The organism is Microbacterium sp. DWRC1-3, from assembly GCF_049896645.1.
Taxonomy (GTDB): domain Bacteria; phylum Actinomycetota; class Actinomycetes; order Actinomycetales; family Microbacteriaceae; genus Microbacterium; species Microbacterium maritypicum.
Window position 1 is genome coordinate 1,772,598 of sequence record NZ_JAFCUS010000001.1, and the last position, 14,067, is coordinate 1,786,664.

15 protein-coding genes are annotated in these 14,067 nt (G+C 68.7%); 3 read left to right on the forward strand and 12 right to left on the reverse strand.

Going from position 1 to position 14,067, the window contains the following annotated elements:
* The first annotated feature begins 22 nt into the window (after positions 1-22).
* Positions 23-706, forward strand: coding sequence for a helix-turn-helix domain-containing protein (locus ACP699_RS08610; protein ID WP_127482999.1), 684 nt, complete (start codon positions 23-25; stop codon positions 704-706).
* On the opposite strand, the gene ACP699_RS08615 is transcribed toward ACP699_RS08610, so the two are convergent.
* From ACP699_RS08615 to ACP699_RS08635, 5 genes are all read right to left on the reverse strand, one after another.
* Positions 682-1,080 carry a VOC family protein gene (locus tag ACP699_RS08615; protein ID WP_055874366.1) on the reverse strand — a complete coding sequence of 133 codons (399 nt, stop codon included), beginning with the start codon at positions 1,078-1,080 and terminating at the stop codon, positions 682-684. The genes ACP699_RS08610 and ACP699_RS08615 overlap by 25 nt on opposite strands.
* A 67-nt stretch (positions 1,081-1,147) precedes the next feature.
* Complete coding sequence (locus ACP699_RS08620; RefSeq protein ID WP_426170595.1) at positions 1,148-2,236, reverse strand: alkene reductase; 1,089 nt, start codon at positions 2,234-2,236, stop codon at positions 1,148-1,150.
* A gap of 65 nt (positions 2,237-2,301) precedes the next feature.
* A complete protein-coding gene (locus ACP699_RS08625; RefSeq protein WP_426170597.1) occupies positions 2,302-2,796 on the reverse strand; it encodes a MarR family winged helix-turn-helix transcriptional regulator in 495 nt (164 codons plus the stop codon).
* 54 nt (positions 2,797-2,850) lie between these two features.
* Positions 2,851-3,339: a MarR family winged helix-turn-helix transcriptional regulator gene (locus ACP699_RS08630; protein ID WP_055874372.1), complete on the reverse strand. Its 489-nt coding sequence runs from the start codon at positions 3,337-3,339 to the stop codon at positions 2,851-2,853.
* Positions 3,308-5,035 carry a DHA2 family efflux MFS transporter permease subunit gene (locus ACP699_RS08635; RefSeq protein ID WP_426170599.1) on the reverse strand — a complete coding sequence of 576 codons (1,728 nt, stop codon included), beginning with the start codon at positions 5,033-5,035 and terminating at the stop codon, positions 3,308-3,310. Before ACP699_RS08635 ends, ACP699_RS08630 begins: the two co-directional genes overlap by 32 nt.
* Before the next feature lie 121 nt (positions 5,036-5,156).
* Between ACP699_RS08635 and ACP699_RS08640 the strand changes: the two genes are divergently transcribed.
* Entirely contained in the window at positions 5,157-6,053 is an 897-nt protein-coding gene (locus tag ACP699_RS08640) for an alpha/beta fold hydrolase (RefSeq protein ID WP_218682406.1), read from the forward strand.
* A gap of 13 nt (positions 6,054-6,066) precedes the next feature.
* Here the strand turns inward: ACP699_RS08640 and ACP699_RS08645 are convergent, their stop codons facing one another.
* The 7 genes from ACP699_RS08645 to ACP699_RS08675 all read right to left on the reverse strand — a co-directional run bounded on the left by ACP699_RS08645 (position 6,067) and on the right by ACP699_RS08675 (position 13,565).
* Positions 6,067-6,828 carry a glycosyltransferase family 2 protein gene (locus ACP699_RS08645; protein ID WP_055874377.1) on the reverse strand — a complete coding sequence of 254 codons (762 nt, stop codon included), beginning with the start codon at positions 6,826-6,828 and terminating at the stop codon, positions 6,067-6,069.
* 122 nt (positions 6,829-6,950) lie between these two features.
* Positions 6,951-7,991 carry a tryptophan--tRNA ligase gene (gene trpS / locus ACP699_RS08650; RefSeq protein ID WP_426170602.1) on the reverse strand — a complete coding sequence of 347 codons (1,041 nt, stop codon included), beginning with the start codon at positions 7,989-7,991 and terminating at the stop codon, positions 6,951-6,953.
* A gap of 161 nt (positions 7,992-8,152) precedes the next feature.
* Positions 8,153-9,454 carry an aspartate--tRNA(Asn) ligase gene (gene aspS / locus ACP699_RS08655; RefSeq protein WP_055865880.1) on the reverse strand — a complete coding sequence of 434 codons (1,302 nt, stop codon included), beginning with the start codon at positions 9,452-9,454 and terminating at the stop codon, positions 8,153-8,155.
* A 247-nt stretch (positions 9,455-9,701) separates the two neighbouring features.
* Positions 9,702-10,559, reverse strand: coding sequence for a hypothetical protein (locus ACP699_RS08660; RefSeq protein ID WP_426170605.1), 858 nt, complete (start codon positions 10,557-10,559; stop codon positions 9,702-9,704).
* A gap of 28 nt (positions 10,560-10,587) precedes the next feature.
* Positions 10,588-10,968 (reverse strand): hypothetical protein, encoded by a 381-nt coding sequence (locus tag ACP699_RS08665; RefSeq protein WP_055874389.1) that lies wholly within the window; start codon positions 10,966-10,968, stop codon positions 10,588-10,590.
* Between the two features lie 117 nt (positions 10,969-11,085).
* Positions 11,086-12,585 (reverse strand): arylsulfatase, encoded by a 1,500-nt coding sequence (locus tag ACP699_RS08670; RefSeq protein ID WP_426170607.1) that lies wholly within the window; start codon positions 12,583-12,585, stop codon positions 11,086-11,088.
* 86 nt (positions 12,586-12,671) lie between these two features.
* Complete coding sequence (locus ACP699_RS08675) at positions 12,672-13,565, reverse strand: formylglycine-generating enzyme family protein (protein ID WP_426171555.1); 894 nt, start codon at positions 13,563-13,565, stop codon at positions 12,672-12,674.
* A gap of 77 nt (positions 13,566-13,642) precedes the next feature.
* Between ACP699_RS08675 and ACP699_RS08680 the strand changes: the two genes are divergently transcribed.
* Positions 13,643-13,954, forward strand: coding sequence for an NIPSNAP family protein (locus ACP699_RS08680; RefSeq protein ID WP_426170609.1), 312 nt, complete (start codon positions 13,643-13,645; stop codon positions 13,952-13,954).
* The last annotated feature ends 113 nt before the right edge of the window (positions 13,955-14,067 follow it).

Below are 14,067 nucleotides of genomic sequence, written 5' to 3' on the forward strand. Positions count from 1 at the left end.
CCACGCCTGAGACAATGACGTGATGTACTCCGAGACACGCCTTCCCCACGGATCAGCGCTGTGGCGCTCCCGTGGCAGCGCGGGTGGGGGTCCCATCCCTGCAGACGGCTGCGTGGACCTGATCCTGCGTGACGGTCGCGTCTCGGTGGCCGGTCCCTCCACGCGGTGGATCACGGCGGGTGGCGATGGGGCTGGCGACTCGTTCGGGTTCCGGTTGCCCCCTGGGCGCGCCGGCCACCTGCTCGGCCTCGACCTCGAGGAGATCGCCGACCAGCTCGTCCCTCTCGAAGACCTCACCTCCCACGGGCGTGCCGAGCGCCTGCGTGCGGCGATGGCGCCGTTCGCCGACGGCGCGCACTCCACGGGCGCGCTGTCCTCACTCGCGGTGCAGGCCTCGGAATCGAGCCGCTGGTCCGCCGCCGTGCACCGCTCGGCAGCGGCTGCCGAGCCGGCCGGCCGTGCCGCCGCGGGATACGGGACCTCGGAGCGCTCCTTCCGGAGGCGGATGCTCTCGACCTTCGGCTACGGATACGCCACGCTCGTGCGCCTCGAGCGCTCCCGCCGCGCACAGGCGCTGCTGCGACGAGGAGCACCCCTCGTCGCAGCCGCCGCCGAAGCCGGTTTCGCCGACCAGCCGCATCTCTCGCGCGAGTTCCGACGGCTGGTCGGCGTCAGTCCCGGTCAGTTCGCGGCGAGCTCCGCATAGAGGTCGACCGAGTTCCCGTCGGGATCGAGAAGCGTCGCGTAGCGCTGACCCCAGTGCGCGTCCCAGGGCTCGACGTGCGCCGTGTATCCGGCGCTCACGAGAGCGGCGAACGCGGCATCGACCTCCGCCGCCGTCCCCTTGTCGAAGGCGAGGGCGATGCGATGCCCACCGGTCGCCGGCACGAAGCCGGGGTCGAAACCACGGATCGTCTCGATCGTGTCCCAGGCGAGGGTCACGCCGTCATCGAGCTTGGCGTCTACGTGCGCAGCGTCGTCCTGGCCCTGCGCGATGTCGACGCCCAGGGCGCGGTAGAAGGCGAGGGAGGCCGCCATGTCGTGGGTCACGATGCCGATGAAGCCGAGTTTCAATGTCATGCCCCCACGCTACGACCGGTTCACGGACGCGGTCGTGAACAGAACGGCCACGCTGTTCGGCGCGACCTCAGACTCCGGCGCGCACCGACTCCAGCGACGGGTAGTCGCTGTATCCCTCCGCCGTCCGGCCGTAGAACAGCTCTGGCCGCGGCTCGTTGAGCTCCGCCCCCTGGATCCAGCGCTCGACCAGGTCGGGGTTGGCGATCACGGGTCGGCCGACGGCGACAGCATCCGCCCATCCGTCGGCGACGAGGGCCTCGGCCTCATCCTTGGTGGTGTCGGTCGCGAAACCGGTGTTGACGATCAGAGGCGCGCCGCCTGTACGGCGGATGTGCTGCACGAGCTCACCGGCAGGGTGCGCGTTGAGCACGTCGATGAAGGCGAGACCGAGCGGCGCGAGCCCTTCAGCGACGGCGGTGTAGGTGGCGAGGACATCCGCGTCGTCCTCCTCCAGCACGCCCTGGATGTTGTGCTGCGGCGAGAGACGGATGCCGGTGCGGTCGGCGCCGACCGCCGCGGCGACGGCCGCGGCGACCTCGATCGCGAAGCGGGCGCGGTTCTCGGGCGACCCGCCGTAGCGGTCGTCACGGATGTTCGACACCGGAGACAGGAACTCGTGCACGAGATAGCCGTTCGCACCGTGCACCTCGACGCCGTCGAACCCGGCCGCGATCGCGTTGCGCGCCGCCTGGGCGAACTGCTCGATCACCTCGGGGATCTCGTCGAGGGTGAGCGCGTGTGCGACGGGGAGGTCTGCCTTGCCCTCGGGCGTGCGCGTCTGTCCGGGCGCGGCGAGCGCGCTGGGTGCGACGACCCGCGGCTCACCCGAGATCGCGGGGTGACCCACACGGCCGCCGTGCATGAGCTGCATGACGATCGTTCCGCCCGCATCGTGGACCGCCGCGGTGATCGGCTTCCACCCCTCGATCTGCGCGGGTGTCACGATGCCCGGCTGTCCGGGATACGACTTGCCCTCGACCGCCGGCCACGTGCCCTCGGAGATGATGAGTCCCTGCCCGGCACGCTGGCGGTAGTACTCCGCCATGGTGGTGGTCGGAACACCGTCGTCGTCGGCACGGGTGCGGGTGAGAGGCGCCATCACGACGCGGTTGGACAACTGCAGGGCGCCGAAGACGGCCGGTTCGTAGAGACTCACAGAGGGAGGTAAGGCGCGAGCGGTGCGCCGTATTCCCGCGGCTGCTTCCGCCCGGTCGGTTCCCGTCAGCCGCCGAGGCCGGCGAGCAGGTCGGCGAAGTGGTCGAGGTCGGCGGCGGTCCAGTTTCGCAGCCGCTCACCGATACGACCCTCGTAGCGCGAGCGGGCGAGAGCCACCCGCTCCTGGGCGAGTTCTGTGGCCACGAGCACGCGGGCCCTGCGGTCCTCGGGGTCGGGCACGCTCTCGACGAGTCCCAGCTGCTCGAGCTGTCGCACCTGGCGGCTCACCGCCGACTTGTCGGTCTGCAGCCGTTCGATGATCGCGCCGGCCGAGGTCGCCTTGCCCGTCGCGATGGAGGTCAGCACCTGGTAGCCGAGCGGCTGCAGGTCGGGATGCACGGTGGCGGCGGCTTCCCGCCAGCCGATGCGGATCCGCGCGAAGAGCCGTCCGAGTTCCTGCTCCACTCTGGTGACGGCCTGATCGAGGTCGTCGTCTCCCAGGCGGCCCGGCGCTGACGCGAATACGGGGGTCTCGGAGGGGGCGTCGGAGGAGGCGCTCATGATCGCCAGTGTACGGCGAAGCCCCGCTGTCGATCGGGACGGCGGGGCTTCGAGTCACACCTCGGCGAGCAGCCGGAAGGCCTTGGAGGCCGCCCTGATCTCCTCGGGCGTCAGCTCGTCGATCACGGCCTGGAGACGGGAGCCGTAGTCGCGGCGCACCTCGGCGAGCGCGCTGCAGGCCGAGGCCGTCGCGCTCAGCACCCGCAGCCGCCCGTCGCGCTCATCGGGGCGGGACTCGAGAAGCCCCAGCTCCTCGAGCATCCGCACCTGACGACTGATCACCGACTTGTCCATCTCGAACCGCTCGGCGAGCTCATGCGCGTTCGCGGTGCCCGCCCGATCGATGAACGTGAGCAGCTTGTAGCCGCCCACCTGAAGCTCCGGATGGACCCGGGCGGCGGATTCCCTCCACAGCGACCGGGTCCTCGCGAAGATGAGGTTCAGGTGCGCCTGGAGGTCGCCGAGAGCACTGTCGACATCCGACGGCGCGACCGCTGCCGAGGCCACGACCTCAGCGCTCCCCGTCCCGGTCTTCGCGTTCACGGTCTTCGCGCTCGAGAACGCGGATCGAACCGGTCGTGGGCCCGCTGCTCGCGCCCTGAATCCGGATGGATCCGGTGGAGAGCGAGGCTCCGACCTCGGCCTCGGAGACCTCGATCACCGACTCCTCGGCCTGCTCGAGCATCTGCTCGGCGGCGTTCTTCGTCGACAGCGGCTTGTTCTTGATGAACGCGATCGCGATGATGGCGATCACGGCGAGCGGAATCGCGATGATGAAGGAGTCCGCGATGCCGTGACCGTAGGCACTCTCGACGATCGCGCGGATCGTATCGGGCAGCTGTCCGACCTTCGGGACGTCGCCGGAGGCGAGGTGCTCGAGCGCGTCGATCTCGGCCGGCGTGGAGGGCACGAAGCCGTCGAGGGCGTCGGTGATGTAGTTCGCGACGCTGGTCGACAGCAGCGACCCCATCACGGTGACGCCGATGGTGCCGGCGATCGTGCGGAAGAAGTTGACGTTCGACGAGGCGGCACCCAGCTGCTGCGGCGCGGTGTCGTTCTGCACGATGAGCGTGAGGTTCTGCATGACCATGCCGAGGCCGGCGCCGAGCACGAACATGTACACGGCCACGAGCGGGAACGGGGTGTCGTAGCGCAGGGTTGCCATCAGGCTGACGCCGATCGTCGTGAGGATCGAGCCCGTGACCATCCAGCCCTTCCACTTGCCGAAGCGACTCACGAGCTGGCCGATGATGATCGACGCCCCCATCTGGCCGATGATCATCGGGATGGTCATGAGGCCCGACTCGGTGGGCGTGGCGCCACGGGCGAGCTGGAAGTACTGCGCGAGGAACACCGACGTGGCGAACATCGAGACGCCGATGGCGATCGAAGCGATGACCGACAGGGTGAAGGTGCGGTTTCGGAACAGCGACATCGGCACGATCGGTTCCTTGACGAAGAACTCGACCGTGATGAACGCGGCGATCGCGACGCCGGCGGTGACCACGAGCATGATGCTCGTCGAGGAGTCCCAGTCGAACTGGTTGCCGCCCATGGAGACCCAGATGAGCAGGGTCGAGACGCCGACGGCGAGGAGCACGATGCCGAAGTAGTCGATCGAGACCTTGGTGTCGCGCTGGGGCTTGGGCAGGTGCAGCGTGAACTGCAGCAGCACGAGGGCGAGGATCGCGAAGGGCACGCCGACGAAGAAGTTGGAGCGCCAGCCCCATACGTCGGTGAGGAGTCCTCCGAGCAGAGGGCCGCCGATGGTACCCAAGGCCATGATGCCGCCGACGACGCCCATGTACTTGCCGCGCTCACGCGGGGAGATGATGAGGGCCACGGCGATCATGACGAGCGACATCAGGCCGCCGACGCCGATGCCCTGGACGACGCGCACAGCGATGAGCATGTTCGTATCGGTCGAGAAGCCGGCGATCACGGTGCCGACCGTGAAGAGGATGAGGGAGATCTGGACCAGGACCTTGCGGTCGACCAGGTCGGCGAGCTTGCCCCAGATCGGGGTGGAGACGGCGGTGGCCAGAAGGCTCGCGGTGATGACCCAGGTGTACTGGGACTGCGTGCCGCCGAGGTCGGCGATGATGACCGGCATCGAGGTCGACACGACCGTGCCCGAGAGCACGGCGACGAACATGCCGACGACGAGACCGGAGATCGCGGTGAAGACCTCGCGGGCCGAACGGGTCGTCTCAGGGGGTGCGGATGGGGTGTCTGTCACGGGGTGGCGCTCCTGCGTAGAAAGTTGATCGAGGTCAACCATACGCCTTTAGTTGCCAAAGTGCAACTAAAGGCGAGACGCTCCCGATGTGCTTCTGCACGAGGGAGCCGAGGGGTAGCTTGTGAGCGTGTCGACAGATTCGAGGAGCGAGCGGGCATCCCGCACCCCGGCCTCCCTCGACGCGGCCATCGGCGACATCGACTGGACGACGCCTCCCCCCGGGTCGGTGCGGTCGCGGTTCTCCGCCCCGAGCGGTGAGCTGTCCGTGATCTCGATCGGCGACCCGGGACATCCGCGGGTGGTGCTGGTGCCGGGGGCGACGGGGTCCAAGGAGGACTTCGCTCTGATCCTGCCGCTGCTGGCGGAGGCCGGCTACTTCGTGCAGTCGTTCGACCTCGCTGGGCAGTACGAGTCGCACGCCGCCGGTGCGAACTCCGCCTACACCTACGAGCTGTTCATCGGCGACCTGGTCGCATTCCTCGAAGCGGGCACACCCGCACATCTGCTGGGGTATTCGTTCGCCGGCACGGTTGCTCAGCTGGTCGCCGTCCACCGCCGGGACCTCGTGCTCTCCCTCGCGCTGCTCACCACACCTCCGGGGTCCGGCAACGTGTTCGCGAGCATGAAGTGGCTGGGTCCCCTCGCCCCGATCGCGAGCCCACGGCGCGGAGCCGGCCTCATGATCTGGGGGATCGTGACGAACAAGAACCGGGTCCCACCCCGACGGTTGGAGTTCGTGCGCTCACGGTTCGCGCTCACGAGCAGGCGCAGCGTCGACGAGATCGTCGGCCTCATGATGATCGCGCCCGATGTGCGCAGCCGCGTGCGGGAGCTGCCCGTGCCCAAGCTCGTCGTCGCCGGGTCGCATGATCTGTGGCCCCTCGCCGCCCACGAACGGTACGCCCGCGACATCGACGCCGAGTTCCGCTCGTATGCGACCGGCCACAGCCCGAGCGAGACCACCCCGCATCAGCTCGCCGCCGACCTGCTCGATCTCTACGCGCGGGCTCGCGACTGAGCCACCGACGGCGTCACCGGCCGACCGAAGAGCGCTCGGCCTCGCGGCGAGCCTGGCGCCGCCGGTGCAGAGGCTCTTCCGACAGGTGCAGCCGCACGGTGGGCACCACATAGCTCAACCGCCGTCGGAGCGACGCCCAGTCCTGGAACGGCCGCGCCGAGACCTCGACCACGAGGCCCCGATCGCGCAGCACCGTCATCCCCGGCCGCACGTGGAACGACAGGTCGAAGTCGTCGTGGATGTTCTGCTCCTCGCGGTGCACCTCCCCGCTCAGCATCCGCCAGGCGGCGGCGCGCATCGCCATGTTCGATCCGTAGAGGGGCGCATGCCCGAGAAGCGGACCCATCGCGGCGTACATGCCGCCGATGTAGAGGTGCGCCCCCATCCAGTGCACCAGGGGCGTCGCACCGTAGAAGCGCGGCTCCCCCGTGACGAAGTCGACGCCGCCGCGGGTGCGGAACGTCCGCTCGATCCGCGCGATCCAATCCGGCCCCGGGCGGGAATCGGCGTCGAGCCGGGCGATGATGTCGCCCGTCGCCGCGTCGTAGCCGGCCGCCGATGCGCGAGGAATCCCCCAGATCGGCTCGCTCACGACCCGTGCGCCGAACCGCTCGGCGACGGCGGCCGTGTCATCGCTGCTGCCGTTGTCGACGATCACGATCTCGTCGGCCTTCCGGGTCTGCCGGGCGAGGGCGCTCAGACACACCTCCAGCAGGCGGGCATCGTCGCGCACCGGGATGACGACGGAGACGGAACGCGGGAACTCGGTCGTCATCGTTCTCCTCCCCTGCACGGCTCGGCACTCAGACACAGTCTCCACCGTGGACGACCTCGCCGGGCGATTGAGCGAGGATGGTCGCCGATGTCGAGCGCGCGGGCAGCCGGCGCGCAGGCCGCCTAGTACACGGTCCCCATCGCCTCGCGCACCTCGTCGAGGGTTGCGTCTGCGATCGCACGGGCGTGCTCGTTGCCTCGACGAAGCACGCTGCGCACGATCTCGCCGTCTGCAGCGAAGCCTCGACGCCGCTCCCGCAGGGGTGCCAGGAAGTCGTTCACAGCCGTCGCAGTGACCTTCTTCAGTTCGCCGCTGCCGCCGTCACCGATGTCGTCCGCCAGCTCCTCGGGCGCGACGTCGAGGCACAGGGCGGCCGTCGACAGCAGCGCCGAGACGCCCGGCCGATGCTCCGGATCGAACGTGATCCGCCGATCCTGATCCGTTCGGGCACGGCGGATCGCGGCGACGGTCTCGTCCGCCGTCATCGACAGGGCGATCGCGTTGCCGTAGCTCTTCGACATCTTCCGGCCGTCGAGCCCCGGCACCTCCGGGGTCGCGGTGATCAGCGCATCCGGAACGGGGAAGATCGGGCCGTAGCGCTCGTTGAACCGTCGGGCGATCACCCGCGTCATCTCCACGTGCGGCAGATTGTCCTTTCCCACCGGCACCAGGTTGCCCTTGCAGAACAGGATGTCGGCGGCCTGATGCACCGGATAGGTCAGCAGCAACCCGCTCAGCGCACGCCCCGAGGCCTCGAGCTCCGACTTGACCGTCGGGTTGCGGTGCAGCTCGGCCTCGGTGACGAGACTGAGGAACGGCAGCAGCAACTGGTTCAGCGCAGGGACCGACGAGTGCGTGAAGACCGTCGTCCGCTCCGGGTCGATCCCGGCTGCAAGGTAGTCGAGAACGGCCCCGTGCACGTTGTCGCGCACGTGCGCCGTCGTATCCCGGTCGGTGATGACCTGGTAGTCGGCGAGCACGAGGAACGTCTCGACCCCCGCCTCCTGCAGCCGCACCCGCTCCCGGATGGTCCCGAAATAGTGCCCGAGGTGAAGCGCCCCGGTCGGGCGCTCGCCCGTGAGCACACGGAACCTCTCCGGGTGCCGGGCCACGGCGTCGGCGACCTCCGTCGATCGCTGCGCGGTCGCGGTGAACGAATCCATCTGTCTCTCCCTGAATCGGGAGCCGCACGGAGTTCTCGGGTGCTGTCACGAACTGCCGTGCAGCCCGTGAACATGCTTCAACCGGCTGCTATCGCAGCCACCACCATGCGGAGCGGTTGAAGTTCATGCCACAGATGCTATCGCGCACCGCGACCGCGGGCTCACGGGGTGAGCCGGTGCAGGTCGCGCGGGAAGAGCGTCACCTCCCGGATGTTCGACGCCTCGATGAGTCGCGACACCCAGCGCTCCAGACCGATCGCGAACCCTCCGTGCGGCGGCATGCCGTGCGCGAAGGCCGAGAGGTAGGAAGCGTACGCGTCGGGCGACTCGCCCCGCGCCTCGATGGCGGCGACGTAGTCGGAGTACCGATGCCGTCGCTGCCCACCGGTCACGAGCTCGAGGCCGCGGAAGATCAGGTCGAAGCTGTTGCTCCACCGCGGGTCGTCCGGCTGCGGGTGCGTGTAGAAGGGCCGCTTGCGCATCGGGTACCCCTCGACCGCGATCACGTCGCTTCCGTACCGCTGCTGGGCCCACTCGCCGAGGGCGCGCTCGTGCGCCGGTGCCAGGTCGGGCTCGTCATCCGGGGCTCCGACCCGCCGCAGCGCGTCCTGGAAGTGGATCACCGGGATCTCGTCGGGGATCGCGGGAAGCGCGAGGCCGAGGCGCGCGACCGCGTCCCCGCTCTCGGTGCGGATGCTCTCGATCATGCCGAGCAGCACCCGGTGCAGCAGCGCGAGCACATCGCGGTGGTCGCGGATGAAGCCGAGCTCGGCGTCGAGGGAGACGTACTCGGCGAGATGACGCACCGTGTCGTGCGGTTCCGCGCGGAACACGGGGCCCGTCTCGTAGACGCGCTCGAAGACGCCGACGAGCTGCTGCTTGAAGAACTGCGGACTCTGCGCGAGGTAAGCGGTCGTGCCGAAGTAGTCGACCGGGAACACGTTCGCTCCCGACTCCGTCACAGAGTCGACGAGCTTCGGCGTCTGGATCTCGGTGAATCCCTCGGCGTCGAGCGTGCGACGGAATCCGCGCAGGCTCGCCGCAGCCAGCTCCCACTTCGCACGCTGAGCGGGGTGCCGCCAGGTCACCGCCGCATGGTCGAGCACCGTGGGAAGCGCGGCGTCGAGAGTGGGCCGCCACAGCTCGACCACCGGGGTGCGGGCGGGCTCCGAGAGCAGGGTGATCTCGGGTGCTGTCACCTCGATGCCACCGGGGGCGTGCGCGTTCGCGGTCGCGGTGCCTTCGATGCGCACGACCGTCTCCTCACCGGGCAGACCGGCGGTCGGGAGCTGCTCGGGTCGGAACACGATCTGCGCGAGTCCGGTGCGGTCGCGCAGGATCAGGAACGAGACGGTGGCGAGTTCCCTGCGCCGGTGCACGTGTCCCATGAGGGTGATCCGTACGCCAGGGGGCGTGTCGGGAAGCTGAGTGGCGAGCGTGCGAGCGGGGTCGGTCGGCGACATGATTCCTCCAGGTGGCGAAAGCCCTGGAGGTGCGGGCGGGGGCTAGATCGCGGTGCCACCACACCTTCGCCGATCGCTCATCGGCCTCTCGTCGATACGCCGGACGCGCGAGCCGCCACCTGCCCCTGAGGGCCGGGGGTCGTCACTCCCCCGCAGCTGCTGCGGCCATCGTAACATCGCGCTGGACCGCTCCCGCGGTGGGGGCTTCGCTCGCCGAGCGGTCCCGTCGGAGAGCTCGTCCGTTCGCCTACTCGCTGTCGAGGAAGACCCCGACCCGTTCACCGTCGTACACGAACTGCAGTGCGGTCGCTGCGGGGAAGCGCTCGCTCAGCTCCTTGGGGACATTGCTGTCGAAAGGCACCTCGACGGTCGCGGGGAACGTGCCGACGGCGCAACCCGTGTATACGGGTCCGTCGTAGCTCCATCCGTTGGAGGAGTCGAACTCCTCCGCCTTCGGGATCTGGTCGGCCCTGGCGACGGTGAAGCACTCGCTTCCGATACCCCCGCCGCCGTATCCACCCGTGGTCTCCACCAGAGCCAAGCCGTAGAAGTCGAACACAGCGGAGCTCGGGCCTGCTCCCATCCACCCCGCCGGGACCTTGAGTGTCGATGTCGCGTCGAGTGTGGTGATCTGCGGAGCCCCCGAAGACGAGGCGACGGGGGTGACCTTCACGAGTGCGAAGGTGACGGCCGCCGACATCACGGCCGCCGCCACGATCGCGACCACCCACAGGATCCTGGTCGTGCGCACCGTGAACCAGGCCGCCAGCTTCTCGGCTGGTTCCTGTTTCGGCGCGAGCGGATCCGTCGCATCGACGGCGGCATCGGCGAACACGTCGAGTTCGTCCTTCTCCGCTTCCTGCGCGCTCTGCTCCGGCCGCGCATGCCTTCGAAGGGGCTCGGGTGGTCGAATCGGCTCGGGCTGCCGCACGGGCTCGATCTCCGACGCGAAGGCGTCGGCGTCACCGGCGGATGCCCTCGGCTTCGTCATCGCCTCCAGCTGCTGGAGGCGATGCAGGGCGGCAGGATCGCTCTCGATGTCCGCCGTCGGACCATAGGCGCGGGCCCGGAGGGCGCGAAGCTCTTCATCAGCCGCAGTGCTCATCTCCGGCATCGTCTCACAGGCCGCCGGGTCAGCCGCAGAAGGCCGAGGCCGAGTCCTTGAGCTGCTCGATCGCCTCGACCGTCTCCGGGGCCTGCAGGTCTGTCATGCCGCCGATCTGGGTGGCGCCGGAGCGGATGAGGTCGCCCAGCTGTCCGTCGACGTTCGCCGCGAGCCCCTCGAGCGATGCGACGAGCTCGTCGCGCGCCGCGTCGGCCTGCTCGGCCGAGATCTCGCCCTGGTCGAGCAGCGCCTGGTACTGCCCGTAGGCGTCGTCGATCGTCGTGCACGTCGCCTGGACGTCGACCCCGATCGCGTCGCCCGCCATCTGCGTGACCTGCGAGCAGCCGGAGAGGAGTCCGGCAGTGAGGCCGGCGGCGAGGACGAGAGGAAGGACCACGATTCGGCGCATGGCCTGAGGGTAGCGGCTCCACCTGACGGCCTCCTGCGGCCGATATCACCGGGGATGAACGGCGCGCCGAAACGCGCGACCTCGGGCGGGAACATGACGATCGGCGCGGCTCGTGGGTCAGGAGCTGCCGGCCGTCGCATCCAGCTTCGCCATCACCTGGTTGATCGTGAACGACGCCGACTCCTGCCGCGCGGGGAACTCCACGAGACTCTGCAGCATCCGCGCGACATACGCCTGCGCCGGCACGAACAGGAAGATGTGGTCGAGCACCCAGTCCCAGTAGGTGTTCGACGTGATGTCGGCCCGCTCGTAGGGGTCTGTGCGGAGGTTGAACAGCTTCGGGAAGCGCAGCTCGATATAGGGCTCCTGCCAGACGAGCAGGGTGCCGGCGGCGCGCTGCTCGAGGAACACCACCTTCCAGTTCTCGAACCGCAGCGCCGTGAGGTCGCCGTCGTCCGACACGTAGAAGAAGTGGCGATGCGGACTGTGTTCGACGGCACCCGTGATGTAGTCCAGCTGGTTGTTCCCGTCGAGGTGCACTCTGAAATCCGTGCCGTGCAGCTCGGTGCCTTCCTTCAGGCGCTCGGCGATGTCCGCGTCTCCGGCTGCGGCCAGCAGCGTGATGAACCAGTCGTTGTGGCTGACGATCCCGTTGAGCGTCGTCCCCGCCGGAATGCGCCCCGGCCAGCGGACCATCGCGGGCACGCGGTAGGCGCCCTCCCAATTGGAGTTCTTCTCGTTGCGGAACGGCGTCATCCCGGCGTCCGGCCAGCTGTTCATGTGCGGGCCGTTGTCGGTGGAGTACATGACGATCGTGTTCTCGGCCAGTCCGAGCTCGTCGATCAGGTCGAGCAGGCTTCCCACGATGTCATCGTGGTCGAGCATCGTGTCGTGGTAGTCCGACTGCCAGCGTCCGGCGCGCCCCTTGCTTTCTTCCTTGGTGTGGGTGCGGAAGTGCATGTGCGTCGAGTTGAACCAGACGAAGAAGGGGGTGTCGTCCTGCGCCTGGGTGCGGATGAAGCCCGCGGCCGCATCGCGGAACTCCTCGTCGACCGTCTCCATCCGCTTCTTCGTCAACGGTCCGGTGTCTTCGATGCGCTGGGTGCCGTCGGCGTTCGCCCAGGAGTGGAGCACGCCGCGGGGACGGAACTTCTCACTGAAGCCGGGGAATTCCTCATCGGTCGGGTAGTCGGGGTGCTCGGGCTCCTCCTCGGCGTTGAGGTGATAGAGGTTGCCGAAGAACTCGTCGAAGCCATGTGCGGTCGGCAGGTGCTCGTCGCGGTCGCCGAGGTGGTTCTTCCCGAACTGTCCGGTGGCGTAGCCGTGGTGCTTGAGGGCGTCGGCGATCGTGGGGTCCTCCGACTGAAGACCCAGTCTCGCGCCGGGCATCCCCACCTTCGTGAGTCCGGTGCGATACGGGTTCTGCCCGGTGATGAAGGCCGCGCGCCCCGCGGTGCAGCTCTGCTCGCCGTAGTAGTCGGTGAACTTCACGCCCTCGTCGGCGATCCGATCGATGTTCGGCGTGCGGTAGCCCATGAGGCCGTCGGAGTACGTGCTCAGGTTGCTGATGCCGATGTCATCGCCCCAGATGATGAGGATGTTGGGCTTGTCCGCCATGACGACTCCTTGCTCGACCCGCGAAACGGGGGCGATCGCCCTCCGTCGAAGCCAAGCACTCCCTCACGGGTGCGCCCAGAGGCGCCTCACTCGGAACGGGTGAGGCGGAATCCGATGTGCGACATGCCGGTGTCCTCCGCCTGCGGCGAGCGCGCGGCCGGGCGGAAGCGCAGGCAGTAGTCGGGCGAGCAGAGGTGCGATCCGCCCTTGAGCACCCGACGCGGGATGTCGGGGAACCCCTCCTGCGCGCTCGCGGCGGCGAGCAGGTTCGCGCGCTTGCCCGGGTCGACCGGAGCGTCGGAGAGGCGGAGATGCCGCGGCGTGTAGAAATCGGTCGTCCACTCCCAGACGTTCGCGATCATGTCGTAGAGGCCATAGCCGTTCGGAGGGTACGAGCCGACCGGGGCCGTGCCGCCCACGCCCTGGTTGTCGTAGGGGAAGCGTCCGAGCCAGGAGTTCGCCTGGGCGATGCCGCCCGGGTACGCCTCGTCACCCCAGGCGAAGGGAGCGCCGTCCACTCCCCCGCGTGCCGCGTACTCGTGCTCGACCTCGGTCGGCAGCCGCATCCCCACCCAGTCGGCGTAGGCGACCGCATCCTCGAACGCGATGTGCACGACGGGATGCTGCAGCAGATCGTCGATCGAGGAGTCGGGTCCGAACGGCCGGCGCCAGGACGCCCCCGGCTGCCAGCGCCACCAGTTGCGCCATTCGCGCAGATCCGTCGGACCGGACGTCGGCGTGAACACCATCGCACCGGGCACCAGGTCCGCGGGGTCGGCTCCGGGGAAGGCCGCGGGATCGAGCTCGCGCTCGGCGACCGTCACGTATGCGGTCGCCTCGACGAATTGGGCGTACTGCGCGTTCGTCACCTCGTAGCGATCGATGAAGAACGGGGCGACCTCGCGCTGATGGGCCGGTCGCTCGTCCGGGTAGAAGTCATCGGAGCCCATCAGAAACGTGCCACCCGGGATGTGAACCATGTCGCGCGAGTTCGTCACGTGCTCAGCGTAGTGTCGGGGTTCCCCGGCACCCTGGCCGATCTGGAAGGATCGTCCGCATGATCACCGTTCATCTGCGCTACGAGATCGATCCGGACAAGCTCGACGACTTCACCGCGTACGGCCGCACGTGGATACGCCTCGTGAAGAAGCATGGCGGCACCCACCACGGCTACTTCCTGCCGAGCGAAGGCGACAGCGATGAGGCCTTCGCGCTGTTCACCTTCCCCTCGCTGGCGGAGTACGAGGTCTATCGGACCGCGTCGAAGACCGACCCGGAGTGCGTCGAGGCATTCGACTTCGCCCGCAGGACCGGGTGCATCCGCCGCTACGAGCGCCGCTTCCTCAGCCCGGTCTTCGACGGGGCATAGGTACGAGAAGGCGGGTTTCCGGTACGAGGGCCGCCAACGGGACACGATGTTCTGGGACGGCGGATGGGTCGACTCCATCCTCATGGCGGTGCTGAGCACGGACGAGCGTCCCC

Coding starts and splice junctions, on each gene's coding strand:
- ACP699_RS08610 (WP_127482999.1), top strand. CDS start 23: ATGTACTCCGAGACACGCCTTCCCCACGGATCAGCGCTGTGGCGCTCC.
- ACP699_RS08615 (WP_055874366.1), bottom strand. CDS start 1,080: ATGACATTGAAACTCGGCTTCATCGGCATCGTGACCCACGACATGGCG.
- ACP699_RS08625 (WP_426170597.1), bottom strand. CDS start 2,796: ATGAGCGCCTCCTCCGACGCCCCCTCCGAGACCCCCGTATTCGCGTCA.
- ACP699_RS08645 (WP_055874377.1), bottom strand. CDS start 6,828: ATGACGACCGAGTTCCCGCGTTCCGTCTCCGTCGTCATCCCGGTGCGC.
- trpS (WP_426170602.1), bottom strand. CDS start 7,991: ATGGATTCGTTCACCGCGACCGCGCAGCGATCGACGGAGGTCGCCGAC.
- aspS (WP_055865880.1), bottom strand. CDS start 9,454: ATGTCGCCGACCGACCCCGCTCGCACGCTCGCCACTCAGCTTCCCGAC.
- ACP699_RS08660 (WP_426170605.1), bottom strand. CDS start 10,559: ATGAGCACTGCGGCTGATGAAGAGCTTCGCGCCCTCCGGGCCCGCGCC.
- ACP699_RS08665 (WP_055874389.1), bottom strand. CDS start 10,968: ATGCGCCGAATCGTGGTCCTTCCTCTCGTCCTCGCCGCCGGCCTCACT.
- ACP699_RS08670 (WP_426170607.1), bottom strand. CDS start 12,585: ATGGCGGACAAGCCCAACATCCTCATCATCTGGGGCGATGACATCGGC.
- ACP699_RS08675 (WP_426171555.1), bottom strand. CDS start 13,565: ATGGTTCACATCCCGGGTGGCACGTTTCTGATGGGCTCCGATGACTTC.
- ACP699_RS08680 (WP_426170609.1), top strand. CDS start 13,643: ATGATCACCGTTCATCTGCGCTACGAGATCGATCCGGACAAGCTCGAC.